Annotated in this window: 21 protein-coding genes; 14 read left to right on the forward strand and 7 right to left on the reverse strand. The window is 67.1% G+C overall.

The features are described 5' to 3' along the window. Positions 1-2 precede the first annotated feature (2 nt). The 8 genes from ABFG95_RS18070 (at position 3) to erpA (ending at position 6,068) form a co-directional block, all read left to right on the forward strand. The gene (locus tag ABFG95_RS18070; RefSeq protein WP_006388638.1) at positions 3-869 is read left to right on the forward strand and encodes a branched-chain amino acid ABC transporter permease; all 867 of its coding nucleotides are present in this window, start codon (positions 3-5) and stop codon (positions 867-869) included. Beyond that, positions 862-1,650, forward strand: a complete 789-nt coding sequence (locus tag ABFG95_RS18075; RefSeq protein WP_049071173.1) for an ABC transporter ATP-binding protein — start codon at positions 862-864, stop codon at positions 1,648-1,650. Before ABFG95_RS18070 ends, ABFG95_RS18075 begins: the two co-directional genes overlap by 8 nt. Next, positions 1,647-2,360, forward strand: a complete 714-nt coding sequence (locus ABFG95_RS18080; protein WP_006388640.1) for an ABC transporter ATP-binding protein — start codon at positions 1,647-1,649, stop codon at positions 2,358-2,360. The genes ABFG95_RS18075 and ABFG95_RS18080 overlap by 4 nt, the downstream gene beginning before the upstream one ends. Positions 2,361-2,738: 378 nt before the next feature. Continuing rightward, positions 2,739-3,167 carry a 50S ribosomal protein L13 gene (gene rplM, locus ABFG95_RS18085; protein ID WP_006217309.1) on the forward strand — a complete coding sequence of 143 codons (429 nt, stop codon included), beginning with the start codon at positions 2,739-2,741 and terminating at the stop codon, positions 3,165-3,167. Between the two features lie 9 nt (positions 3,168-3,176). Beyond that, a complete protein-coding gene (rpsI, locus tag ABFG95_RS18090; protein WP_006388641.1) occupies positions 3,177-3,569 on the forward strand; it encodes a 30S ribosomal protein S9 in 393 nt (130 codons plus the stop codon). Between the two features lie 188 nt (positions 3,570-3,757). Then, a complete protein-coding gene (gene argC, locus ABFG95_RS18095) occupies positions 3,758-4,822 on the forward strand; it encodes an N-acetyl-gamma-glutamyl-phosphate reductase (protein WP_348994825.1) in 1,065 nt (354 codons plus the stop codon). 41 nt (positions 4,823-4,863) lie between these two features. Beyond that, on the forward strand, positions 4,864-5,610 hold the full coding sequence (locus tag ABFG95_RS18100; protein WP_238909479.1) for a DUF6776 family protein: 747 nt from the start codon (positions 4,864-4,866) through the stop codon (positions 5,608-5,610). 86 nt (positions 5,611-5,696) lie between these two features. Beyond that, a complete protein-coding gene (erpA, locus tag ABFG95_RS18105) occupies positions 5,697-6,068 on the forward strand; it encodes an iron-sulfur cluster insertion protein ErpA (protein ID WP_006388644.1) in 372 nt (123 codons plus the stop codon). 105 nt (positions 6,069-6,173) lie between these two features. Here erpA and ABFG95_RS18110 read toward each other — a convergent pair whose 3' ends face one another. Continuing rightward, complete coding sequence (locus tag ABFG95_RS18110) at positions 6,174-7,283, reverse strand: anhydro-N-acetylmuramic acid kinase (RefSeq protein ID WP_068958320.1); 1,110 nt, start codon at positions 7,281-7,283, stop codon at positions 6,174-6,176. A gap of 79 nt (positions 7,284-7,362) precedes the next feature. After that, positions 7,363-8,775: a peptidoglycan DD-metalloendopeptidase family protein gene (locus ABFG95_RS18115; protein WP_049071177.1), complete on the reverse strand. Its 1,413-nt coding sequence runs from the start codon at positions 8,773-8,775 to the stop codon at positions 7,363-7,365. A gap of 259 nt (positions 8,776-9,034) precedes the next feature. On the opposite strand from ABFG95_RS18115, the gene tyrS reads away from it, so the two are divergent. Together tyrS and ABFG95_RS18125 are read left to right on the forward strand one after the other, a co-directional pair. Next, positions 9,035-10,264, forward strand: coding sequence for a tyrosine--tRNA ligase (tyrS, locus tag ABFG95_RS18120; RefSeq protein ID WP_049071178.1), 1,230 nt, complete (start codon positions 9,035-9,037; stop codon positions 10,262-10,264). Between the two features lie 72 nt (positions 10,265-10,336). Next, positions 10,337-10,993, forward strand: a complete 657-nt coding sequence (locus tag ABFG95_RS18125) for a YbhB/YbcL family Raf kinase inhibitor-like protein (RefSeq protein ID WP_049077430.1) — start codon at positions 10,337-10,339, stop codon at positions 10,991-10,993. A 79-nt stretch (positions 10,994-11,072) separates the two neighbouring features. Here ABFG95_RS18125 and ABFG95_RS18130 read toward each other — a convergent pair whose 3' ends face one another. Beyond that, positions 11,073-11,711 carry a LysE family translocator gene (locus ABFG95_RS18130; protein WP_059269272.1) on the reverse strand — a complete coding sequence of 213 codons (639 nt, stop codon included), beginning with the start codon at positions 11,709-11,711 and terminating at the stop codon, positions 11,073-11,075. A 205-nt stretch (positions 11,712-11,916) separates the two neighbouring features. On the opposite strand from ABFG95_RS18130, the gene glyA reads away from it, so the two are divergent. Both glyA and nrdR read left to right on the forward strand, forming a co-directional pair. Continuing rightward, positions 11,917-13,167: a serine hydroxymethyltransferase gene (gene glyA / locus ABFG95_RS18135; RefSeq protein ID WP_049071180.1), complete on the forward strand. Its 1,251-nt coding sequence runs from the start codon at positions 11,917-11,919 to the stop codon at positions 13,165-13,167. A 206-nt stretch (positions 13,168-13,373) separates the two neighbouring features. Next, complete coding sequence (nrdR, locus tag ABFG95_RS18140; protein ID WP_006392798.1) at positions 13,374-13,853, forward strand: transcriptional regulator NrdR; 480 nt, start codon at positions 13,374-13,376, stop codon at positions 13,851-13,853. Positions 13,854-14,024: 171 nt separating this feature from the next. Here the strand turns inward: nrdR and ABFG95_RS18145 are convergent, their stop codons facing one another. Continuing rightward, complete coding sequence (locus ABFG95_RS18145; protein WP_100504548.1) at positions 14,025-14,984, reverse strand: helix-turn-helix domain-containing protein; 960 nt, start codon at positions 14,982-14,984, stop codon at positions 14,025-14,027. 12 nt (positions 14,985-14,996) lie between these two features. Further along, positions 14,997-15,566 carry an isochorismatase family protein gene (locus tag ABFG95_RS18150; RefSeq protein WP_049071182.1) on the reverse strand — a complete coding sequence of 190 codons (570 nt, stop codon included), beginning with the start codon at positions 15,564-15,566 and terminating at the stop codon, positions 14,997-14,999. Positions 15,567-15,769: 203 nt separating this feature from the next. Here ABFG95_RS18150 and ribD point away from each other — a divergent pair, with 203 nt between their 5' ends. Further along, positions 15,770-16,921: a bifunctional diaminohydroxyphosphoribosylaminopyrimidine deaminase/5-amino-6-(5-phosphoribosylamino)uracil reductase RibD gene (gene ribD, locus ABFG95_RS18155; protein ID WP_263899624.1), complete on the forward strand. Its 1,152-nt coding sequence runs from the start codon at positions 15,770-15,772 to the stop codon at positions 16,919-16,921. 18 nt (positions 16,922-16,939) lie between these two features. Here the strand turns inward: ribD and ABFG95_RS18160 are convergent, their stop codons facing one another. Both ABFG95_RS18160 and ABFG95_RS18165 read right to left on the reverse strand, forming a co-directional pair. After that, on the reverse strand, positions 16,940-19,435 hold the full coding sequence (locus ABFG95_RS18160; RefSeq protein ID WP_348994826.1) for a hypothetical protein: 2,496 nt from the start codon (positions 19,433-19,435) through the stop codon (positions 16,940-16,942). Next, entirely contained in the window at positions 19,422-20,684 is a 1,263-nt protein-coding gene (locus ABFG95_RS18165; RefSeq protein ID WP_348994827.1) for a DUF3142 domain-containing protein, read from the reverse strand. The genes ABFG95_RS18160 and ABFG95_RS18165 overlap by 14 nt, the downstream gene beginning before the upstream one ends. Positions 20,685-21,498: 814 nt before the next feature. Here ABFG95_RS18165 and ABFG95_RS18170 point away from each other — a divergent pair. Further along, positions 21,499-23,424 carry a PrkA family serine protein kinase gene (locus tag ABFG95_RS18170; RefSeq protein ID WP_054416279.1) on the forward strand — a complete coding sequence of 642 codons (1,926 nt, stop codon included), beginning with the start codon at positions 21,499-21,501 and terminating at the stop codon, positions 23,422-23,424. Positions 23,425-23,434: the final 10 nt, after the last annotated feature.

The following is a 23,434-nucleotide window of genomic DNA, read 5'->3' on the forward strand; positions in this document are numbered from 1 at the left end:
GTATGAGCGGATTCGAAAACTTCTGGGCCATCTATGGCAACCTGGTGCTGACGCTCGGCACCAACGCCCTGCTGGCCCTCTCCATTTGGCTGACGCTTGCCTGCGGCATGCTGGCCATGGCCAATGCGGCCTTCATGGGCATCGGCGCCTACGCGGCGGCGTTGCTCACCATGAACTACGACGTCTCGTTCCCGGTCGCGCTGGCCGGCGGCATGGCGGCGCCGGCCCTGGTGGCGGCGCTGATCGGCTTGCCGACCTTGCGGCTGTCAGGGGTCTACCTCGCCATGGCCACGCTGGGCTTTGGCGAAGTGGTGCGGGTGACGGTGCTGAACACCGAGTCGATCACCGGCGGCGCGCTGGGCCTTAACGGCATTCCGCAGCTGACGCAGTGGTGGCACGTCATCCTGGCGGTCGTCATCGTGCTGTTCGTGCTGTGGCGCGTGCGCGCCTCCAAGATCGGACGCGCCTTCGAGGCCATCCGCGGCGACGAGACCGCGGCCGGCCTGATGGGCATCGACGTGCGCGCCAACAAGATGCTGGCCTTCGTGGCGGGCGCCATGATCGCCGGCCTGGCCGGCGCGCTGAATGCGCACCTGACCTTCTTCATCGGCCCCAACGAATACGGCTTCGACCGTGGCGTGGAAATCCTGACGATGGCCATCCTGGGCGGTATCGGCGGCCTGGCCGGCCCCGTGCTGGGCAGCTTCATCATCACCGTGCTGCCCGAGCTGCTGCGCGGGTTCGCGGATTTCCGCCTGGTCATCAACGGAGTGATCCTGGTGGTGATTGTGCTGTTCCTGCCGCAAGGCATCTGGGATCCGGCGCGCTTCAAGCGCTGGATGCGTCAAGGAGGCAAGCGCCATGCTTGAGCTGACCTCCGTTTCCAAGAGCTTCGGCGGCCTGCACGTGCTGCATGACGTCAGCCTGTCGGTGCCCGAAGGCGCGATCTTTGGCCTGATCGGTCCCAACGGCGCCGGCAAGACCACGGTGTTCAACCTGATCACCGGCCTGCTGCCGCCCAGCGGCGGCGGCATCGCCTTCAATGGCGAGAGCCTGCTGCGTCGCAAGCCGCACGCCATCACCCGCATGGGCATCGCCCGCACCTTCCAGAACATCCGTCTCTTCAAGGAGATGACGCTGCTGGAAAACGTGGTGGTGGGCGCCTACCGCCACATGAACTACGGCTTTCCCAGCCTCTTGCTGGGCCTGCCGGGCTACCGCGAGCACGAAAAGCGCGCCCGCGAGCGCGCCCACGAGCTGCTGACGTGGATGCGCCTGGATCACAAGGCCAACGACCTGGCCGACAACCTGTCGTACGGCGAGCAGCGCCGCCTGGAGCTGGCGCGCGCGCTGGCCACCGAGCCCAAGCTGCTGCTGCTGGACGAGCCGGTCGCCGGCATGAACACCGGCGAGCGCGCCGAGCTGATGCGCGAGATCCTGGCGATCCGCGACCGCGGCTACACCATCCTCATGATCGAGCACGACATGCGCTTCGTGATGGGGCTGTGCGAACGCATCGCGGTGCTGAACTTCGGCAAGATCATCGCTTGCGGCGGGCCTGAAGAGATCCGCAACAACGAGCAGGTCATCGAGGCCTACCTGGGCCGCGAGGACGACGACGACACCGACAACGCGGAGGCCGCACAATGAGCAGCGCAATGCTGGAAGTCCGCGGACTCGAGGTCAACTACGGCCACATCGAAGCCGTCCGCGGCATCGACCTGGACCTGGAAGCCAAGGAAATCACCGCCCTGGTCGGCGCCAACGGCGCCGGCAAGTCGACCACGCTGCTGGCGCTGTCGGGCCTGCTGCCCAAGGCGCGCGGCAAGATCCTGTTCGAAGGCGAGGACGTCACCAACCTGGCGCCGCACCAGCTGGTGGCGCGCGGCATCGTCCAGGTGCCCGAAGGCCGGGCCATCCTCACCACCATGACCGTGCTGGAGAACCTCGAGCTGGGCGCCTACCGCCGCGGCCTGAAGAACATCGACTCGGACCTGGAATACGTCTTCAACCTGTTCCCGCGCCTGAAAGAGCGGATCACCGGCATCGCCGGCAACCTCTCCGGCGGCGAACAGCAGATGCTGGCGATCGGCCGCGCCCTGATGGCCAAGCCGCGCTTGCTGCTGCTGGACGAGCCGTCGATGGGCCTGGCGCCGATCGTGGTGCAGGAGATCTTCCGCTCGCTGCGCGCGATCAACGCCGACGGCCTGACCCTGTTCCTGGTGGAGCAGAACGTGCGCCAGGCGCTCAAGATCGCCCAGCACGGCTACGTGCTGGAGAACGGCGCCATGGCGCTGTCGGGCACCGGCCGCGGCCTGCTCGGCCATCCGCGGGTGCTGGAAGCCTACCTGGGCGCCTGATCCGCGCCGCGCGGCACGGACGGGAGCAGGAGCGCGCGGGCAGGGTCACTGGCAGCGCGCAATTGCGTCCCTTTTAAAAATGCGACAGTCGTTCCCCCGGGAACGCCTGTCCATCCACCTGGATTCGACCGCGGCTGCCCATTTTTTGAGCATCCGTGGTAGAATTTCAGGCTTTCCCTCATTTTGACCATTGCACGGGCGGGTAATAACGCTTAGGCGGGACGTCGATAGGGACAACGGATGGGCTAAAACCCGATCGGCTGAAACCCGGCACTGAACCCCAGTTGCTGGAAAGATGCCGGCTCCATTGTCTAGTTGAGGGGAAAAGCCTGGCTGGATCGTCCAGTCAGAGACCATTTTTCATATCTAGGAACCATCATGAAGACCTTTGTGGCCAAGCCGCATGAAGTCCAACGTGACTGGTTTGTGATCGACGCCAAGGGCAAAGTCCTCGGTCGTGTGGCCAGCGAAGTCGCACGTCGTCTGCGTGGCAAGCACAAACCTGAATTCACGCCGCACGTTGATACCGGCGATTACATCGTCATCATCAACGCTTCCGATATCGTCGTTACCGGTACCAAGGCGAAGGACAAGAAGTACTTCCGCCACACCACGTACCCGGGCGGTATCCGCGAAACGAACTTCGAGAAGATGCAAGAGCGTTTTCCCGGTCGCGCCATTCAGAAGGCCGTCAAGGGCATGCTGCCCAAGGGTCCTCTGGGCTACGCCATGATCAAGAAGCTGAAGGTCTATGCCGGTGCCGAGCACCCGCACACCGCCCAGCAGCCCAAGACGCTGGATATCTAAGGAAACGCCATGATCGGTAACTGGAACTACGGAACCGGCCGTCGCAAAACTTCGGTGGCTCGCGTTTTCATCAAGAAGGGCACCGGCAAGATCGTCGTCAACGGCAAGCCCGTCGACGAGTTCTTCGCTCGTGAAACCGGCCGCATGGTCGTGCGCCAGCCGCTGGAACTGACCGGCCACCTGGAATCGTTCGACATCAAGGTCAACGTGCACGGCGGCGGTGAAACCGGCCAGGCCGGCGCAGTCCGTCACGGCATCACGCGTGCCCTGATCGACTACGACGCGACCCTGAAGCCCGCGCTGTCGCAAGCTGGTTTCGTGACCCGCGATGCCCGCGAAGTCGAACGCAAGAAGGTCGGCTTCCGCAAGGCGCGCCGTCGCAAGCAGTTCAGCAAGCGTTAATCGCTGCGAAAAAAGCCCGCCTCGTGCGGGCTTTTTTTTACATCCCGGGGCCCAGGCCCCCATGCCGGCCCGCGGAACTCCGCGGGCTTCGTCCGGTCGGACACCGGCCGCCACGCGGATTGCGCAGGGCGGCAAGGCCGGTTGTCCGAGCGATACAATCGAGCCTCGTTCTACGAAGAGCACACATCATGGCCCAAGCATCGAACTCCCGTATCAAGGTTGGTATCGTCGGCGGCACCGGTTACACCGGCGTCGAACTGCTGCGCTTGCTGTCGCAGCATCCCCATGTGGAATTGACCTCCATCACGTCCCGCAAGGAAGACGGGCTGCCGGTGGCCGACATGTACCCGAACCTGCGCGGCCGCGTGCGGATCGCCTTTTCCTCGCCGGAAAAGGCCACGCTGACCGACTGCGACGTGGTGTTCTTCGCCACGCCCCACGGCGTGGCCATGGCCCAGGCCCAGGAACTGATCGCCGCCGGCACCAAGGTCATCGACCTGGCCGCCGACTTCCGCCTGCAGGACGTGCCCACCTTCGAACGCTGGTACAAGATTCCCCACACCTGCCCGGACATCCTGGCCGAATCGCAGTACGGCCTGGTCGAGCTGAACCGCGAAGCCATCGCCAAGGCGCGCGTCATCGGCAACCCGGGTTGCTACCCGACCACCGTGCTGCTGGGCCTGGCCCCGCTGCTCGAAGGCGGCAAGCAGCTGGTCGATGCGCAGACCCTGATCGCCGACTGCAAGTCGGGCGTGTCCGGCGCCGGCCGCAAGGCCGAGGTCGGCTCGCTGTTCTCCGAAGCCTCGGACAACTTCAAGGCCTACGGCGTGGCCGGCCACCGCCACCATCCCGAAATCGTCGCCCAGCTCGAGAAGATCGCCGGCGGCAAGGTCGGCCTGACCTTCGTGCCGCACCTGGTGCCGATGATCCGGGGCATGTACTCGACCCTCTACGCCCGCATCAAGCCCGAGGCGCGCGACACCGACTTCCAGGCCCTGTTCGAGCAGCGCTACGCCGACGAGCCGTTCGTCGACGTCATGCCGGCCGGCAGCCTGCCCGAGACGCGCTCGGTGCGCGCTTCCAACAACCTGCGCATCGCGCTGTCGCGTCCGGGTGGCGGCGACCAGCTCATCATCATGGTGGTGCAGGACAATCTGGTGAAGGGCGCGGCCGGCCAGGCCGTGCAGAACATGAACCTGATGTTCGGCTTGCCCGAGACCATCGGTCTGGACCAGGTCGCGATCCTGCCCTGACGTCGCGCCGGGCCGACGGCAAGCCCGCCGGCCCGCTTTTCATGTCCAACGATTCCTCCGCCACCCCTCGAACCTCCCGCCCCGGCCCCGGCCTGCGGGTCGCCGCCGGCGTGCTGGTGGGGCTCCTGGCGGGCGGGGCGGCAGGGTATTACTACGCGCGCGGCGTCTACCAGCCGGTCGATGCGGTCGTGCTCAGCGCGGCGCAGGTCGAGACGCGTGACGAAGCCATGCGCCAGCAGGCGGTCCAGTTGCGCTACCTGCGCGGCCAGCTCGATACCGCCGACGGCGAACTGGTGATCGAGCGCTCGGCGCGCCAGGAACTCGAAACGCAGTTGCATGCCGCGCAGGCCGAAGTCGGCCGGGTGCGCGACCAGTTGGCGTTTTACGAGCAATTGCTGCCGCCGGGGCCGGAAGGCACCGTGGACATCCGTGGCGCCCAGATCGACCGCGAAGGCGGCGGGCTGCGCTACAAGGTGCTGCTGATGCGCAGCGGCCGCAACGGTGGCGCCCAGTTCACCGGTACGCTGCGGTTCCAGGCCACCGGCACGCTCAAGGGCGAAACCGTCACCGTCGACCTTGCGCCGATGCAGGTCAAGGCGGAAAGCGGGCCGGTGCCCGCCACTGGTGAAACCACGACAGCGGCGTCGCTGGCCTTGCAGTTCGACCAGTACCAGCGCAGCCAGGGCGTCCTGGCCCTGCCCGAGGGATTTGTCCCCGAAAGCGTCACCATCAGCATCCTGGAGGGCGATGTGGTCCGTGCCTCCCGCAGTGTCAAGCTCGAACTTTGAGTCCGGGCGGCGCCTGCGCTATAGTGACTACATGCGAGTGGCGCAGCCGCTCATCGGAATACGGCCCCAGCGGCCAGGAGTGAATCATGAATGCAGTGACCGAAACCGTCGACCTGCAGGCCGCCCCGCCTGCTCCCCTGGTGTTCACCGACTCGGCGGCCGCCAAGGTCAAGGACCTGCTGGCCGAGGAAGGCAATCCCGAGCTGAAGCTGCGCGTGTTCGTGCAGGGCGGCGGCTGTTCGGGTTTCCAGTACGGTTTCACCTTCGATGAAGTCGTCAACGAAGACGACACCGTGCTCGACAAGGCCGGCGTGCAACTGCTGGTCGACCCCATGAGCTTCCAGTACCTGGTCGGCGCCGAGATCGACTACAAGGAAGACCTCGAAGGCGCCCAGTTCGTCATCCGCAATCCCAACGCCAGCACCACCTGCGGCTGCGGTTCGTCGTTCTCGGTGTAAGCCGCGCTCGGCTTGATGCCGAGATGACGGCGCGGACCAAGCGTCCGGCCGATAAAAAAGCCCTTCGGTTTTCCGAAGGGCTTTTTGCTGGGCGCGGGCCGCGTGTCAGGCGGGATATAGCGCGCCCAGGATACGCGGGCCGCGGGCGCCGGTGACGCTGGGCAGGCCGGCGGGTTGGCGCGCCAGGAAGGCCTGCGCCAGCCAGGCGAAGGCCAGCGCCTCGACCTGCTGCGCCGGGACGCCCAGGGCGTCGGTGGCATGCACCGGGCGCTGCAGGCAGTAAGCCAATTCGCGCATCAGACCCGGGTTGCAGGCGCCGCCGCCGCACACGTAGAGTTCGCGCACGTCCGCGCCGGCGGCGTCGATGGCGTTGGCGACGGTGCGCGCCGTCAGGCGCTGCAATGTCGCCTGCACATCCTGCGGCGTCGGCTTGGGGCCGTCATAGGCCGCCAGCCGGTCGTCCAGCCAGCGCATGTTGAAGAGGTCGCGGCCGGTCGATTTGGGTGGCGGCAGCGCGAACCAGGGTTCGCTCGCGATCAGTTGTTCCAGCAGCGGCGCCAGCACCTGACCGCTCGCGGCCCAGCGGCCGTCGGCATCGTAGGGCAGGCCCAGGTGCCGCTGGCACCAGCCGTCCAGGAACACGTTGGCCGGACCGGTGTCGAAGCCGCGCGGCGCCTGGCCGGGCGCCAGCAGCGTGACGTTGGCGATGCCGCCCAGGTTGAGCACCGCGCGGCCTTGCGGCGCGCCGAACACGGCCGCGTGAAAGGGCGGCACCAGCGGCGCGCCCTGGCCGCCAGCGGCCACATCTCGGCTGCGGAAGTCGGCCACCACATCGATGCCGGTCAGCTCGGCCAGCAGGGCGGGCGCGTTCAATTGCAAGGTATAGCCGCTATCGGGGCGGTGGCGCACCGTCTGGCCATGGGCGCCGATGGCGGCAATGTCCTGTGCCCGCAGGCCGGCGGCGGCCAGCAGGTCGGCGCTCACCTGCGCATACAGGCGGGCCAGTTCGTTGGCGGCGAGCGCGGCGCGGGCCAGCTCGTCGTCGCCGGCCTGGTTCAGCGCCAGGAATTCGGTGCGCAGCGCCGCTGGCATCGGCAGGCTGGCGCTGGCCAGCACCTGCGGCGGCTGGCCGTCGCGCAGGCGCGCCAGGACGCCGTCGACGCCGTCCACGCTGGTGCCGGACATCAGGCCGATGAAGTGCTGGGGTACGGTCATGTCGGGGCTGCCTGGAAAAAAAAGCGGCCCGGCATCGAGATGCGCGGGCCGCCTTGCGGGTGCGTCATGCAGGTCCGCCTCAGCGGCTGGCCACGTTGGTCAGCGCGTCGGGCAGGGTCTGCTGGAATTCGGTGAGCAGCTGGATCTGCTGCTTGTACGGCGCCACAGCCTGGTTGAAAGCGCGGATCTCGGCGGGTTCCAGGGCGCGGGCGACGGGCAGGTCGACCGACAGCGGGTCGATCGGCTGGTTGTCGACGCGGAACTCGTAGTGCAGGTGCGGACCGGTGGCCCAGCCGGTGGCGCCGACGTAGCCGATCAGTTGGCCCTGCGAGATCTTGCTGCCCTTGGTGATGCCTTCGGCGATGCGGCTCTGGTGCGCGTACAGCGTCGAGTACTTGCCGTGGTGCTTGATGATGACCACGTTGCCGTAGCCGTTTTGCCAGCCCGAGAACTCCACCGTGCCGTCGGCCGTGGAGTGGATCGGCGTGCCCGAGGGCGCGGCGTAGTCCACGCCCTTGTGGCCGGTCCAGGTCTTGTGGATCGGATGCATGCGCATGCCGAACGTCGAGCTGATGCGGCTGAACTTCAGGGCGGTGCGCAGGAAGGCGCCGCGCAGGCTGGTGCCGTCGAAGTCGTAGTACGAGCCGGTCTTGTTGTTGTCGGCGCTGAACCAGACGGCGGAGTAGGTCTTGCCGCCGTTGATGAACTCCAGGGCCAGCACGCGGCCGGCGCCGGCGTAGCGGCCGTCGTGCGAGCGCACTTCGTAGACCACGCGGAACTGGTCGCCCTGGCGCAGGTCGCGCAGGAAGTCGATCTTGGCGCTGAGGATGTCGGCCATCTGCATGGTGACCGAATCCGGGATGCCGGCGGCATCGGTGGCGCCGAACAGCGAGGAGCGGATGGTGCCCACGGCGACGCGGGTCTGGCGATCGGTGCTCTCGGTGATTTCCTCGGCCTTGTAGCCGTTGTCGGTGCGCGCCACGTGCAGCATGCGGGTGACGACCTGGCCGTCAGCCTCGTTGCCGGGGGTGTGGATGTAGCGCAGCCAGATCAGGTTGCCTTCCGCGTCGGTCGCGGCCTGCACCGAACGACCCGGGTACAGCTTGTAGATGCTGCGCGCGCTGGCGTCGTGGGTGAGGAAGGTCTGCAGATCCGGGGAATCCAGTTCCAGGCGCTGCAGCACGGCGGCCAGCGTGTCGCCCGCGCGGATGCGGGTTTCGCTGATGTAGGGCGCGGCGCTGGGCGTGCTGACTTCGACCTGTTCGGTGGTCAGCGGCAGGATGCTCTGGATGACGCGGGTGGGGGGGATTTCGCTGCGGTCGGGTTGCTGCACCATGCCCAAGGCGGCGGCGCCGGCAAACAGACCCATGGCGGTGACGAGGAGAGTGCGACGGAGAAGTCCCGAGCGATGGGGCTTGGGTTCGACGGGCGCAAACACGGCAGCAACTTTGCGCTTGATGCTACTCGCCAGGTCGTGGAGGCCACGATTCATCGTGAAGATACCCTCTCAGGTGGCATGAGCTCGCAGGGTGCGTGACACGAACGGCCCCCGCGCGCCACGTTTTCCGGGGCAAGGGCTGGCGCGGGGCGCATCTTGTGAACAACGGGTGGTAACCGGACGCGCAACTGCGTATATATGACAGTTGCGTATGATTAGGGCGGTATCCTAGCTGATTCGGCTAGAATTTTCGATAGTTTTCGTCACTTTTTACACCTTTTTATCGGCTGAAGCCGTCGCGGCCCCCCTAAAAATGTCACCTTCAGAAGCCCCCATCACCCCCGAAGTCGAAGCCGATCTGCGTATTGCCAAGCGCGGATGCGATGAGCTGCTGGTCGAGTCCGAATTCGCCCGCAAGCTGGCCCGCAGCCGCGCCACCGGCGTGCCGCTGCGGATCAAGCTGGGGCTGGACCCGACCGCGCCGGACATCCATCTGGGGCACACCGTGGTGCTCAACAAGATGCGCCAGTTGCAGGACCTGGGCCACGAGGTCATCTTCCTGATCGGCGACTTCACCTCGACCATCGGCGACCCCAGCGGCCGCAACAGCACCCGCCCGCCGCTGACGCGCGAGCAGATCGAGGCCAACGCCAAGACCTACTATGCGCAGGCCAGCCTGGTGCTGGATCCGGCCCGCACCGAGATCCGTTACAACTCCGAGTGGTGCGACCCGCTGGGCGCGCGCGGCATGATCCAGCTGGCGTCGCGCTATACCGTGGCGCGCATGATGGAGCGCGAGGATTTCACCAAGCGCTTCAAGGGCGGCATCCCGATTTCGGTGCATGAATTCCTGTACCCGCTGATGCAGGGGTACGACTCGGTGGCGCTGAAGTCCGATCTGGAGCTGGGGGGCACCGATCAGAAGTTCAACCTGCTGGTTGGCCGCGAACTGCAGAAGGAGTATGGACAGGAGCCGCAGTGCATCCTGACGATGCCGCTGCTGGTCGGCACCGATGGCGTCGAGAAGATGTCCAAGTCCAAGGGCAACTACATCGGCATTTCGGAGTCGCCCGATTCGATGTTCGGCAAGCTGATGTCGATTTCCGACACGCTGATGTGGCGCTACTTCGAGCTGCTGTCGTTCCGCTCGCTGGAAGACATCGCCGCGCTGCGCCAGGAGATCGACGGCGGCCGCAATCCGCGCGACGCCAAGGTCATGCTGGCCCAGGAAATCATCGCCCGTTTCCACTCGGCCAAGGCGGCCGACGACGCGCTGGCCGCGTTCGAGGCGCGTTTCCGCGACGGCGCGATTCCGGAGGACATGCCCGAGGTCAGCATCGGCGGCGCGCCGGTCGGCATCCTCAAGCTGCTGCGCGAGGCCGGGCTGGTGGCATCGGGTTCCGAGGCCCAGCGCAACGTCGAGCAGGGCGGGGTGCGCGTCAATGGCGACCGGGTCGAAGACAAATCGTTGCAACTGCCTGCCGGGACTTACGTCGTCCAGGTGGGCAAGCGCAAGTTCGCGCGTGTTAAGTTGAACCCATAATCGCGAAGATTTTGATACGCTGGAGGGACGTTCAAGGCTGGAATGCCTTCGCAGCACTTCAAGGAGCACGACATGAAACTTTCGAGTTTGTCTTTTTCCGATCACGAGTCGATTCCGGAGCGCTACGCCTTCGGCAAGATCGATGCGCAATCGCACGTCGCGCTGGCTGACAACTACAACCCGCAGTTTTCCTGGGACGACGTCCCGGCGGGCACGCAGTCGTTCGCCTTGATCTGCCACGATCCGGACGTTCCCTCCAAGCCCGACGACGTCAACCAGGAGGGACGCGAAGTCCCCGCCGACCTGCCGCGCGTGGATTTCTTCCACTGGGTGCTGGTCGACCTGGCGGCCGACATGCGCGAAATCGACGAAGGCGCCTTTTCCAGCGGCATCACGCCGCGCGGCAAGGGCGGCCCGCTGGCGCCGCTGGATGCCCGCCAGGGCATCAACTCGTACTCGTCCTGGTTCGCCAACGACCACGACATGAGCGGCGACTATTTCGGCTATGACGGCCCGTGCCCGCCCTGGAACGACGCGCTGGTGCACCGTTACGTGTTCACCTTGTACGCGCTGGACGTGCGCACGTTGAACTTGCAAGGGGCATTCACGGGCGAGGACGCGTTGCGGGCCATCCAGAAGCACGTGCTGGCGCAGGCGTCGCTGACGGGCACCTATACGCTCAACCCGAAGCTGGCGCCCAAGCAGATCGGGGCGACCTCGGCGTCCTGATTGCCGCGATCAGCAAAAAGGGCCGCATTCGATGCGGCCCTTTTTTATTTCCGACATATCCGTCGGACGCGCCGCGCCCTCAGGCGCCTGCGCGCTTCAGGCGCAACAGCGCCACGCCGAAGGCCACGAATACCGAACCCACGGCCCGGTTGATCCAGCGCACCGCGCGCGGCTGCTGGAACAGTCGGCGGGCGCGGCGCGCCAGCAGGCCGTAGGCCAGCAGTGACGGCAGCGACAGGCCCATGAAGATGCCGGTCAGGATGAAGAACTGCGGCAGCAGCGGTTCGGCCGCGTTCAGGAACTGCGGGAACAGCGCGGTGAAGAACAGGATGGGCTTGGGATTCAGGCCGGCCACGAAGGTCGCTTCGAGATACAGCGCCAGCGCGCCGCGCGGCGGGCGGCCGGCGCTGTCGGGCGGCGGCGCGGCCACGCTGCTGCGGCCCAGCAGATGGCGCAGGCCCAGGTAAATCAGGTAGGCGGCGCCGGCGATCTTGAGCGCGGCGAACAGCAGGGCGGACGATTGCAGCACCACGCCCAGGCCCAGCATGGCGGCGGCGGACAGCAGGAACAGGCCGGTGACATTGCCCAGCGACGAGGGCAGCACCGCGCGCAGGCCGCCGGCGGCGCCATTGCGCATGGCCAGGATGCTGGCGGGGCCGGGGGTGACGACGCTGACGGCGGCGACCAGGGTGTACGCGATCAAAGTCTGGGTTTGCATGAAAGTTTCTCAAGTCGGGTTGAGCGCGTTTTCCAGCCATGGACGGATGCCCGAATTTTCGCGCCCTTGGCGGGAATTTTGCCGCCATTCGGGGCATTTTGGCGACAGGGGAAGCGGCGCGACGCGGTAAACTATCCGTCATTATCCGGGTTTACCCACCCGGGCGCAGTTTCCTCCTCTCTTACCGCCTCAGGAACCCCCCGTCATGTTTGACCGCAACCTCACCCTCTCCAAGGCTGACCCGGATGTCTGGGCCGCCATCCAGAAGGAAGACGTTCGCCAGGAACAGCACATCGAGCTGATCGCTTCGGAGAACTACGCCAGCCCGGCCGTCATGGAAGCCCAGGGCACGCAGCTCACGAACAAGTACGCCGAAGGCTACCCGGGCAAGCGCTACTACGGCGGTTGCGAATACGTCGACGTGGTCGAGCAGTTGGCCATCGACCGCCTGAAGCAGATCTTCGGCGCCGAAGCCGCCAACGTGCAGCCCAACTCGGGTTCGCAGGCCAACCAGGGCGTGTACATGGCCGTCCTGAAGCCGGGCGACACCGTGCTGGGCATGAGCCTGGCCGAAGGCGGCCACCTGACGCACGGCGCCTCGGTCAACGCCTCGGGCAAGCTGTACAACTTCATCTCGTACGGCCTGGACGAAAACGAAGTCCTGAACTACGCCCAGGTCGAGCAGCTGGCCAAGGAACACAAGCCCAAGCTGATCGTCGCCGGCGCCTCGGCCTACGCCCTGCACATCGACTTCGAGCGCATGGCCCGCATCGCCCACGACAACGGCGCGCTGTTCATGGTCGACATCGCCCACTACGCCGGCCTGGTGGCCGGTGGCGCCTACCCCAACCCGGTGCCGCACGCCGACTTCGTCACCTCGACCACGCACAAGTCGCTGCGCGGCCCGCGCGGCGGCGTCATCATGATGAAGGCCGAGTTCGAAAAGGCCGTCAATTCGGCCATCTTCCCCGGCATCCAGGGCGGTCCGCTGATGCACGTCATCGCCGGCAAGGCGGTGGCTTTCAAGGAAGCGCTGGAACCCGAATTCAAGACCTACGCGCAGCAAGTGGTCAAGAACGCCAAGGTGCTGGCCGATACGCTGGTCAAGCGTGGCCTGCGCATCGTTTCGGGCCGCACCGAAAGCCACGTCATGCTGGTGGACCTGCGCTCCAAGGGCATCACGGGCAAGGAAGCCGAAGCCGTGCTGGGCCAGGCCCACATCACGGTCAACAAGAACGCCATCCCGAACGATCCGGAAAAGCCTTTCGTGACCAGCGGCATCCGCCTGGGCACCCCGGCCATGACGACCCGCGGCTTCACCGAAGCCGAGGCCGAGCTGACCGCCAACCTGATCGCCGACGTGCTGGACAACCCGCGCGACGAAGCCAACATCGCCGCCGTGCGCGCCAAGGTCAACGAACTGACCTCGCGCCTGCCGGTGTACGGCAAGAAGTAATGCGACGGCGGATTTTTTCCGCCCGTGGCTGACAAGGACGGCTCCGCAAGGGGCCGTCCTTTTGTTTTCAGGCCAATGGCGCTTGCGCGCCGGCGGTCATCGTGGCAAAAATAATAGGGACGAATTTGTCATAGTCGACGCGGACAGACTGTCGCATCGTTACAATATCGGCGAATTATTGCTTTCCGTGTTTTCAGGGATCACACATGCGGTGTCCATTTTGCGGCAACTCCGAAACGCAGGTCGTCGACAGCCGTGTCTCGGAAGAGGGCGACGCGATCCGCCGCCGGCGCCGTTGCCAGTCCTGTGACAAGCGCTTCACCACCTACGAGCGGGTGGAGCTGGCGCTGCCCTCCGTGGTCAAGCGCAATGGCAGCCGCAGCGACTACGATCCCGCCAAGCTGCGCGCCAGCCTTAGCCTGGCGCTGCGCAAGCGCCCGGTCAGCACCGAGGACGTGGACGCGGCCGTGGCCCGCATCGAGGAACAACTGCTGGCCAGCGGCCTGCGCGAAGTGGCTTCCGGGCACATCGGCGAGCTGGTCATGAACGAGCTGCGCAAGCTCGACAAGGTGGCCTACGTGCGCTTCGCCTCGGTCTACAAGAGCTTCGAGGACATCGGCGAGTTCGTCGAGGCGATCCGCGAGATGCAGGGGCCGGTGTTGCCCGGCAAGCTGCGCAAGGAGTGATGCCGTCGCGCGGGTCGGCCTATCGCAGCCCGGCTTGTCGTGGCCCGGCTTGCCGCAGCCCGGCTTGTCGCGGCCCGACGCGGCCCGGCCCGGCCTGACGCGGCCGGCCCTGGCGCGGCCTGATCCGCAGGCGGCCGCGGTGGCGCTACCGGCGGTTTGCCGCCCGGCGCGCTACGGCGCCACCGTTCGCGCCATGCTGGGCGTCTGCGGCTGGAACCGGCGCCACACGCGGCGCAGGTGCTGGGCCGAGCCGAAGCCCGATTTCTCCGCCACCAACTCCAGGTTCAAGCGCGTTTCGCGCAGCATGTCGCGCGCCAGCGCCACGCGTATCTGATACAGGTAGTCCATCGGCGTGCAGCCGGCGTGCTCGCGGAACAGCCGCGTCAGGTGGCGCGGGCTGGTGTGGGCCTGTTCGGCCAGCGACTGGGCCGACCACGGCGCCGCCGGGTTGCGCACCACCGCGTCCTGCACGCGGTGCACGCCCGGATGCATGTGGTTGCGGTGTTCCAGCCAGGGCGACAGCGCCGAGTCGGTGCCGGCGCGGCGCTGGTACACCACCATGTCGCGCGCCACTTCGCTGGCCACGCGCGGGCCGCAATGGCGCGACACCATGTGCAGCGCCAGGTCGATGCCGGCGGTGATGCCGGCGCTGCTGACCAGATTGCCGTCTTCCACGAAGATGCGGTTGTCGTGCAGCCGGGCGCTGGGATCCAGGTCGGCCAGTTGCGCCAGGCAGCTATGGTGGGTGGTGCATTCGCGTTGGCGCGTCAGGCCTGCCGCCGCGGCGAACAGGGCGCCGGCGCAGACCGTCATCAGCGTGAAGCCGTCGGCCGGATGGCGGGCCGCCAGCCAGTCGATGATGAGGCGGGCCTCGGGCTCATCCAGGCGGATGTGCTTGCCGACCACGCCGGACACGATCACCAGCGCCTCGGGCGGCAGTTTCTCGGGCAGCGGCTGGATCCGGGCCAGGTGCAGCCCGGGAATGCCGCTTTCGATTTCGGTGGACGGACCGCAGAAATGCTGGGCGAAGGCGTCCGGGCACAGCTTGTTGGCGACCCGGAACGCCTCGGCCGGCCCGGCCACGTCGAGCAGCACGATTCCCCGGGGCAGGACGAAGTGCACGGGAATCATGGCCATGCCGTCCTATTGCGCGTCGGCGAAGACGTCGGCGGCGCGGGCGATGCGGGCGAAGCGGCCCTGCAGCACCAGTTCGGTGGCGTCGCGGATCTCGGCCGGCGTGTAGTGCTTGCCGGAGGGGCTCTGCATCGCGAAGGTCAGCGTGGCGTCGGTCGGGAACACCACCTTGAAGCCGTCGTCGCTGGCGTGGCGGGTGGTGGTCTCGCAGCACTGCTCGGTGCGGATGCCGCTGACGATGACGCCTTCGATGCCGTGCTCGCGCAGCCAGTCCCGCAGCGTGGCGCCGTCGGCGTCCTTGGCGTAGAGCGAGGAATGCACGGTCTTGTGGAACACGGCGTCGGGGGCGATGCGCAGTTCCTTGAGCGTCTTGACGTGGCCGGAGGCCAGCGAGAACGGGTTGGCCGGATCGTTGGCGGCGCTGATGTGGAACACCTGCAGCACCGGGATGTCGCGGGCGCGGGCGGCGTCGATCAGGCCCTGCAGTTGCGAGACGAATGCCGGGTATTCCGATTCGTCCCAAAACGGACGCTGGCGGAAGGAATCCTGGACGTCGATGACGATCAATGCTTGTTTCATGGCGGCGGGCTCCGTGCCTTGAGATTTCAGGGGTGTGTGGCGTATTGTGGTCCCGCTCCGGCACCCGGGCGAGACCGTCCCGAGACCAGCATCGGCCCAAAACGGACATGGCTTCAGCGCCGCTGGCATGATCATAGCGCGCCGGCTTGTGAGGGCAAGCGCGGCGTGCCGGCGATCCGCCGCGGACATACAATCCCTGCATGATGAAGAACCCCAGCGAATCCGACGACCTGTCCTGGATGCGGCGCGCCCTGGCCCTGGCGCAGACCGTCATGTACTCGACCGCGCCCAACCCCCGGGTGGGCTGCGTCATCGTGCGCGACGGCCGGGTGCTGGGCGAAGGCGCGACCCAGCCGCCCGGCGGCCCGCACGCGGAAGTCTGCGCCCTGCGCGATGCCCAGGCGCGCGGCGAATCGGTGGCGGGGGCCACCGTCTATGTCACGCTGGAGCCGTGCAGCCATTTCGGCCGCACGCCGCCGTGCGTGGATGCGCTGCTGGCGGCCGCGCCGGCGCGCGTGGTGGTGGCGATCGGCGATCCCAATCCGCTGGTCAACGGCAAGGGGCTGGCGCGGCTGCGCGAGGCCGGCATCGCTGTCACCACCGGCATTTGCCGCGAAGAGGCGCTGGCCCTGAATGCCGGTTTCATCTCGCGCATGAGTCGCGGGTTGCCCTGGACCTGGCTCAAGATGGCGACGTCGCTGGACGGCCGCAGCGCGTTGCGCAACGGCCTGTCGCAATGGATCACCGGGCCCGAGGCGCGCGCCGACGGCCATCACTGGCGCGCCCGCAGCTGCGTGGTGCTGACTGGCATCGGCACTGTGCTCAAGGATGATCCGCAACTGACCGTACGCAGCGTCCAGACGCCGCGCCAGCCGCGCCGGGCGGTGGTCGACGGCCGCTTCGAGATTCCCGAGGACGCGCGGCTGTTCGACGGCGGCGAGGTCATCGTGTTCACGGCCCGCGCCGACGCCGCCAAGCAGGCGCGTCTGGAGGCCAGGAACGTGCGGGTGGTGGCGCTGCCCGCCGAGACGCCCGACCGGGTCGACCTGCCGGCCATGATGCGCTGGCTGGCCGCGCAGCAGTTCAACGAAGTCCACGTCGAAGCCGGCGCCGGCCTGAGCGGCGCGCTGGTCGCGGCCGGCTGCATCGACGAGCTGCTTATCTATATGGCGCCGATGCTGCTGGGCGACGCCGCGGGCCTGGTCAAGCTGCCTTTGCTGGAACGGCTGGACGCGGCTCCGCGCTACGAGTTCATCGAAGCCGAGCGGGTGGCGGCCGACCTGCGTGTGCGGGCGCGGGTGCCCGAGCATTGGCGCGGGCTGCTGCGCAGGGTCGAACTGCCCGCCGCCGGGTAGCCGCGGGGGCGTCGATATTCAAAGACCGTCCTGGCGCCGCTTGCCGCCGCCCGTCGGCGTGCCATTGCGCCAGGCCCACAGCCCGGCGCCGAGCGCCGCCAGCGCCAGCAGGCCGCCGGCGAGCAGGATGCCCGGATGCTGCTGGCGCGCGCGCTCCCAGGCCTTCCACGCCTGGATGTAGTGAAAGCGCGCGGCCGACTGGAAGTCCGGCTCCGGACATTCGCGGCCGAAGGTGGCGCTGAAGGGCACCTGGGCGCCCTGGTCGACATAGCGCAGGTACAGGGCGGTGGCCCTTTCCGGCGTGTCGTCGATGACGTAACGGGCGCCTCGGCACAGCACCGCCGCGAACGCCTGCGAGCGGGTCGGCAGTTCGTCGGCGGCTTTCATCGCGTAGTCGGCCGCGATCTGGCGGTAGTGGTAGCGCACGTTGGGCCGGGCCTCGCTGGCCGCATAGCGCGCGCGTTCCTCCTGGGTGACGAAGGGGCCGGGCAGGTCGGCCTCGGCCCGCTGTTGCGGCGTTTCCATCGGCATGCCGGCATCGGCGCGGGGCTCGCGCCACCAGGGGTTGGCATCGCGGCCGGCGCCGGCGGAATAGTTGCCTTCATAGACGGCGTAGTCCGGTCCCTGCTCATAGCCCATGATGCGCATGCCGTCGCGGCGTGCCAGCGTGGCGGCGTTGTACCAGGCTTCGGCGCGAGCGGTGCGGCCCCAGGCGTTGCCGGCGGCCTGCAGCGCGTCGCCGTATTGCGCGGCGCGCTGGCGGACATTGGATTCCTGGATCTTCCAGTTGCCGTTGTCGTAGTCGAGCGAGGCGAAGCGCGGGTCGGAATCCGCGGGGAAGTAGGGCAGGGCCTCGGCCACCCGGTTCTCCCGCACCAGCCGCCGCGCCAGCAGCTGGCGCAGGCGGTCATGCACGGGCGGCTGGTTCAGCCGGCTCCATTCGTAGAACTGGTCGGTCGTGTAGCGGCTGAAACCCGGCGGCCGCGATGGCGCGGGCGGGGGCGCCGGCAGCCGGTCGACATAGGCCTTGAGCTCATCGGTCGTCAGCACGCGTTCGGCCACGTAGGCCGCGTCGTTCCAATAGGGCGAGAGCGGCCAGCCTTCTTCCGGCGGCGGGGCGCCATCGCCGGCCGCCGCGGCCCGGTACAACTGGTCCAGGGCTTCGACGTATTGGCCGCGCGACAGCGACAGCACGCCCTGTTCGCCTTTGAGCAGGGCGCCCGCTTCCGCCTCGACGCTGCCGTCGCCGCGCGGGAACGCGGCCACCGCGCGGGCGTAGGCTTGGGCGGCGAGCGCGTTGTCACCGCGACGGATCGCCAGCTTGGCGCGTACCCACCAGGCCAGCGCCGTGTCGAGCCGGTCGGCCAGACCTTGCGCCAGGTCGTAGCGACCGACACGGTAGGCCAGCGCCGCGACCCGGTCGGCGTCGGCGATGCGTTGCGGATCCCGGGCCTGCAGCGCGGCCACCAGCGATTGCAGCGCGGGGTTGGGCGTGACATTGGGCGTGCCGTCGGCGGCATCGGCCAGGCTCAGGCGGCCGGTGGCCTCGAAGTTGGCGAAGGGATCGCGCGCGCTGTCGGGCTTGCCGTCGACGATGTCGCCGATGCGGGCCAGGCCGTACGCCACCAGCAGGCGCTGGCTGACCGGATCGTCGATCAGGCGGAGGGCGCGCGCCGGCGCGGCCAGCGCCCAGTCGGCCATCAGGCGCAACGATTCGCGGCCGCTGACCGACTCGCGCGCGGCCTGGGCGGCGTACAGGCGCACGGCCCGCTGCAGGTCGGCCGGCGCGATCGCATCCATGCAGGGCGAGGCGTTGAACAGGTCTTCGTAGGCGCATTGGCCCAGGCTGCCGGACAACGACAGGCGCGCTTCCTGGCCGTAGCTGGCGACGGCCAGGCCCAGGGGGTCGGGCGCGCCTTGCCGCGCCAGTTCGCGCACCCGGGCATAGGCCTGCGCCGGGTGATCCGTCGCCGGCGTGGTTCCGATGTCCCCGATTTCGGCCAGCAGATAGGCCGCCCAGACGCTGCGGGTCGCGGCCTGCTCCGCCGGCAGCGCCAGGATGGCCAGCAGGCGCTGGCGCGCGCGTTCCAGGCGCGGTTCGTCCGGCGCCTGGGCGGCGCTGCGGTAGTCCACCGCGGCGGCGGCATAGAGGCGCGCGGCTTCCGGCAGGCCGTCGCCGGCGGCATAGGCCTGGTCGCCGTCGGGACGGGCGCGCATCGCCCGCGCCTGTTCCCGTTGCGCCGGCGTCAACGCCGTGTCGAACGCTTCAGGAATGGCGTTGGAGCGGTAGCTGCCGTCGGGCAGCAAGGGTGATTCGTTGGCCCGCAGTGTGTCCGTGGCCGGCAGCAGCCGCGCCGCCTCGTACGCAAACGAGTTGGCGGGCGTGCCCTGCAGCGTGCCGGCGCGGTCGTCCAGCAACTGCGGCGGGAAGTCCGGGCCGCAGGCGATGACGATGCCGGCGCCGGCGGCGCAGGCCAGCACCAGCGCGGCGACAAGCGATTTACGGTTGTACATGGAAGCTCGGGGTTGTGGCGTCACAGCGGATCCATCCAATGGCGCGTTCGGCGCCGGCGCGCAGCAGGCCGTCCCGCGCGCGGCGAAGATACCTGCCGTCGCGGTCGTATTCAAGGGTGTAGCCGTTGATGCCGTCGGCGGCGTCGCAGGCGGCGTCCAGCCTGACGATGAAGGGCAGCGGCGTGTCGGCGTTGCCACGATTGGCCAGCATCACGTTGCGCGCGCCGTCCGCCCCGGCCGGATCGGCCGCGACCGCCAGCGCCGGCGCCAGGGGCTGGCGCGCCAGCACCGCGCGCCAGGTCGACAGGCTCCAGGCGCGGGCGTCGGTCTGGGTTGGCAGGCGGAACCAGACAATGCCCGCCAGCCCCGCGGGCGGTTCGCGGTCCAGCGCGCGGACGAAGGCCGCGAGGGTTTCGGGCGCGGCGAGCAGCTCGGCTGAACGGCCGCCGGGCAGCAAGGCGGGCCGTTCGCTTTCAACCGCGGCGATCCGGCCGTTTTCGTCCCAGGAGACGCGGCTGCCGTATGCCGGCAGCGCTACCCGCCACGGTTTGCCGGTGCGGCGGGCATAGGCATCGATCCAGGCGCGAGCGCGCGTGGCGTCGAACAACAACCCTTGCGCGGGGTTCAGCACGGCGTGGACCTGCAGCACGGTTTCGTCCGGCACCGCCAGCAGGTCGGCCAGCGCGGGGCTGTCTAGCCAGGTGGGCAGCGCGGTGATCGACAGCGGCAGGTCCGCGGGCAGCCATGTCTTCAGTTTGGCAAGCAGCGCGGCATAGGCCGGTAATCGCGCGGTGGCGCAGTCGTAGTCGATTTCCAGGCCGGCCACGTGGATGCCGGCGCCGCGCCACGCGGCAAGCGTGGCGGCGATACGCGCGGCGATGTCGGCCTCGCGCAGATCGTCGACGCGACCGTCCAGCCGCAGCACCGGCACGACCGGGCGCGCGGTCGCGGCCAGCGCGGCCAGATCGGGCGCCGCGTCGACCCAGGCGCCGTCGGCGCGCAGTTCCGCCGCCAGCACCCGCCACGAGCGCAGCACGTCCGCGCTGTCGCGCAGCGCATGCGCCAAGGCCGGCGTCCAGCGTCGTTGCCAGACATAGGCATCGTTGGGCAAAGGAGGCGTGGCGCGTTCGCAGGCCGCCAGCAGCAGGGCGCAGAGCGGCAGCGCGCAAAGTGCCGCGAGGCGCCGGCCGCGCCTGGCCACGCGAGTGATGCGCGACCCCTGCATGATCAGGCGCGGGCGTGGCGACATGGGTAGGCGGGACAGCGTTTGAATAAAGGCGTGGGACGCGGGTTCGACGAATGCGTGATTCTATCCTTGACGGCGCAATGGGTATTAGCACTCGACCTGCCCGGCTGCCAATTGATCGCGCGATAGCGCATGGCGATCGCGGGGATAGCGTTTGCCGGCGCGGCTTGCGGCGGGATCGCAGCAAGTTTGGGAACGATTTTCGCGACACGGGCTGAGGGTTGTCGATGGTGTTTTTTTACCCTGTAGCCCCAAATGAATTGCCACAAAACCGTCAATTGGGCTTAAGCTAGGCCATGACTTGGCGCTACGCGCGCATGGCTTGCACCACGACCCGCCACGCGCCCTCGTCACCACGGATTCCAGTATCGCGTACCGGCGCTTTCACACACCGGATCGATACTTGCTGAACGCAGTCGCTGTCGCGCCGTTCAGACCGTTCGCTGCCATCGCATAGCGAACGCACCGGACTTGCGTCCGGATCATAAGAATCCACCGGGATATCGCTCATCCCTTCAAATAATTGCTGACCATTTCATGCATGGACGCATCCCGTGCGCGTTCTACAGCAATATGCTGAAGGCGAACGAGTGAACTTATTCACGTTGGTTGCAATCCCTGACGGAACTTGTGTCCGAAGGGCGCAGCCTAAACGGAAAGGGCCCGATCGTGCTCATGGTTGATGTGTGGCGAAAGCAACATACGACCGTGCCGAAATTGCTAATAGCGAGATTGACTAGTCACGCTGAAGCACTGAGGCACACAATGGGGACACGTAGGGACGTCATGGCTTTTTCGCGTGTTGTAGGAGGTTTCCGTGCAAAACATCGTCGAAGGCTTCAAGTCGCAGTATGCAAGAGAACAGGAGTCAGAGCTCTCTCTCGAGGAGTATCTGGATCTCGCCCGACGCGACCCGATGGCATACGCCAGCCCCGCTGAGCGCATGCTGGCGGCGATTGGCGAACCTGAAATCGTGGATACGCGCAACGACCCACGTCTTTCCCGTTTGTTTTCCAACCGGACCATCCGGCGCTATCCAGCGTTTCAGGAGTTCTACGGCATGGAGGACGTCATCGGGCAGATCGTGGCGTTCTTCAAGCACGCCGCGCAGGGACTGGAAGAGCGCAAGCAAATCCTCTATCTGCTGGGGCCCGTCGGCGGCGGCAAGTCGTCCATCGCCGAACGCCTCAAGGTGCTGATGGAGCGCTTCCCCATCTACGCGCTCAAGGGCTCGCCGGTGAACGAGTCGCCGCTGGGCCTGTTCCACCCAGAACGCTTCGGCGACACGCTCGAAAAGGAATACGGCATTCCGCGCCGCTACCTCACGGGCATCATGTCGCCGTGGGCGGTCAAGCGGCTGAAGGAGTTCGACGGCGACATCTCGCAGTTCCGCGTGGTGCGCCTGAACCCGTCGGTGCTGCGCCAGGTGGCGATCGCCAAGACCGAACCGGGCGACGAGAACAACCAGGACATCTCGTCGCTGGTCGGCAAGGTCGACATCCGCAAGCTCGATCGCCATTCGCAGGACGACCCGGACGCCTACAGCTATTCCGGCGGCCTGTGCCTGGCCAACCAGGGGCTGCTCGAGTTCGTGGAAATGTTCAAGGCGCCGATCAAGATGCTGCATCCGCTCTTGACGGCGACCCAGGAAGGCAACTTCAAGGGCACCGAGGGTTTCTCGGCGATCCCGTTCAACGGTTGCATCCTGGCGCACTCGAACGAGTCGGAATGGCAGACCTTCCGCAACAACAAGCACAACGAGGCGTTCCTCGACCGTATCTATATCGTCAAGGTGCCTTACTGCCTGCAGGTCTCGGAAGAAGTCCGCATCTACGAGAAGCTGCTGCATCACAGCTCGCTGTCGACGGCGCCGTGCGCGCCGGGAACGCTGGACATGATGGCGCAGTTCTCGGTGCTGACCCGGCTGAAGGAGCCGGAGAATTCCAGCATCTACTCGAAGCTGCGCGTCTATGACGGCGAAAGCCTGAAGGACGTCGATCCGAAGGCCAAGGCGTTGCAGGAGTACAAGGACTACGCCGGCACCGACGAGGGCATGAACGGGGTCTCGACGCGCTTCGCGTACAAGATCCTGTCCAGCGTCTTCAACTACGACCAGACCGAGGTGGCGGCCAATCCGGTGCACCTGATGTACGTGCTGGAGCAGCGCATCGGGCGCGAGGACTATCCGGAGGAAATCCGCCGGCGCTACCTGGAGTTCATCAAGGGCTTCCTGGCGCCGCGCTACGCCGAATTCATCGGCAAGGAGATCCAGACCGCGTATCTGGAATCGTATTCGGAGTATGGCCAGAACATTTTCGACCGCTACGTCACGTTCGCCGACTGCTGGATCCAGGACGAGGAATTCCGCGACCCGGAAACCGGCGAGAGCTTCGACCGCAGCGCCCTGAACGACGAACTGGAGAAGATCGAGAAGCCGGCCGGCATCGCCAATCCGAAGGACTTCCGCAACGAGATCGTGAACTTCGTGCTGCGGGCGCGCGCCAACAACAACGGCCGCAACCCGACCTGGACCAGCTATGAAAAGCTGCGCGAAGTGATCGAGAAGAAGATGTTCTCGAACACGGAAGACCTGCTGCCGGTGATCTCGTTCAACGCCAAGGCGTCGGCCGAGGACAAGTCCAAGCACCAGAGCTTCGTGGATCGGATGGTGGAGAAGGGCTACACGGAAAAGCAGGTCAGGCTGCTGTGCGAGTGGTATCTCCGTGTGAGGAAGTCTTCCTGAGCGAGGTGAA

It is taken from the genome of Achromobacter sp. HNDS-1 (assembly GCF_040084795.1).
Classification (GTDB): domain Bacteria; phylum Pseudomonadota; class Gammaproteobacteria; order Burkholderiales; family Burkholderiaceae_B; genus Achromobacter; species Achromobacter ruhlandii.

Coding starts and splice junctions, on each gene's coding strand:
- ABFG95_RS18070 (WP_006388638.1), top strand. CDS start 3: ATGAGCGGATTCGAAAACTTCTGGGCCATCTATGGCAACCTGGTGCTG.
- ABFG95_RS18075 (WP_049071173.1), top strand. CDS start 862: ATGCTTGAGCTGACCTCCGTTTCCAAGAGCTTCGGCGGCCTGCACGTG.
- ABFG95_RS18080 (WP_006388640.1), top strand. CDS start 1,647: ATGAGCAGCGCAATGCTGGAAGTCCGCGGACTCGAGGTCAACTACGGC.
- rplM (WP_006217309.1), top strand. CDS start 2,739: ATGAAGACCTTTGTGGCCAAGCCGCATGAAGTCCAACGTGACTGGTTT.
- rpsI (WP_006388641.1), top strand. CDS start 3,177: ATGATCGGTAACTGGAACTACGGAACCGGCCGTCGCAAAACTTCGGTG.
- argC (WP_348994825.1), top strand. CDS start 3,758: ATGGCCCAAGCATCGAACTCCCGTATCAAGGTTGGTATCGTCGGCGGC.
- ABFG95_RS18100 (WP_238909479.1), top strand. CDS start 4,864: ATGTCCAACGATTCCTCCGCCACCCCTCGAACCTCCCGCCCCGGCCCC.
- erpA (WP_006388644.1), top strand. CDS start 5,697: ATGAATGCAGTGACCGAAACCGTCGACCTGCAGGCCGCCCCGCCTGCT.
- ABFG95_RS18110 (WP_068958320.1), bottom strand. CDS start 7,283: ATGACCGTACCCCAGCACTTCATCGGCCTGATGTCCGGCACCAGCGTG.
- ABFG95_RS18115 (WP_049071177.1), bottom strand. CDS start 8,775: ATGAATCGTGGCCTCCACGACCTGGCGAGTAGCATCAAGCGCAAAGTT.
- tyrS (WP_049071178.1), top strand. CDS start 9,035: ATGTCACCTTCAGAAGCCCCCATCACCCCCGAAGTCGAAGCCGATCTG.
- ABFG95_RS18125 (WP_049077430.1), top strand. CDS start 10,337: ATGAAACTTTCGAGTTTGTCTTTTTCCGATCACGAGTCGATTCCGGAG.
- ABFG95_RS18130 (WP_059269272.1), bottom strand. CDS start 11,711: ATGCAAACCCAGACTTTGATCGCGTACACCCTGGTCGCCGCCGTCAGC.
- glyA (WP_049071180.1), top strand. CDS start 11,917: ATGTTTGACCGCAACCTCACCCTCTCCAAGGCTGACCCGGATGTCTGG.
- nrdR (WP_006392798.1), top strand. CDS start 13,374: ATGCGGTGTCCATTTTGCGGCAACTCCGAAACGCAGGTCGTCGACAGC.
- ABFG95_RS18145 (WP_100504548.1), bottom strand. CDS start 14,984: ATGATTCCCGTGCACTTCGTCCTGCCCCGGGGAATCGTGCTGCTCGAC.
- ABFG95_RS18150 (WP_049071182.1), bottom strand. CDS start 15,566: ATGAAACAAGCATTGATCGTCATCGACGTCCAGGATTCCTTCCGCCAG.
- ribD (WP_263899624.1), top strand. CDS start 15,770: ATGAAGAACCCCAGCGAATCCGACGACCTGTCCTGGATGCGGCGCGCC.
- ABFG95_RS18160 (WP_348994826.1), bottom strand. CDS start 19,435: ATGTACAACCGTAAATCGCTTGTCGCCGCGCTGGTGCTGGCCTGCGCC.
- ABFG95_RS18165 (WP_348994827.1), bottom strand. CDS start 20,684: ATGTCGCCACGCCCGCGCCTGATCATGCAGGGGTCGCGCATCACTCGC.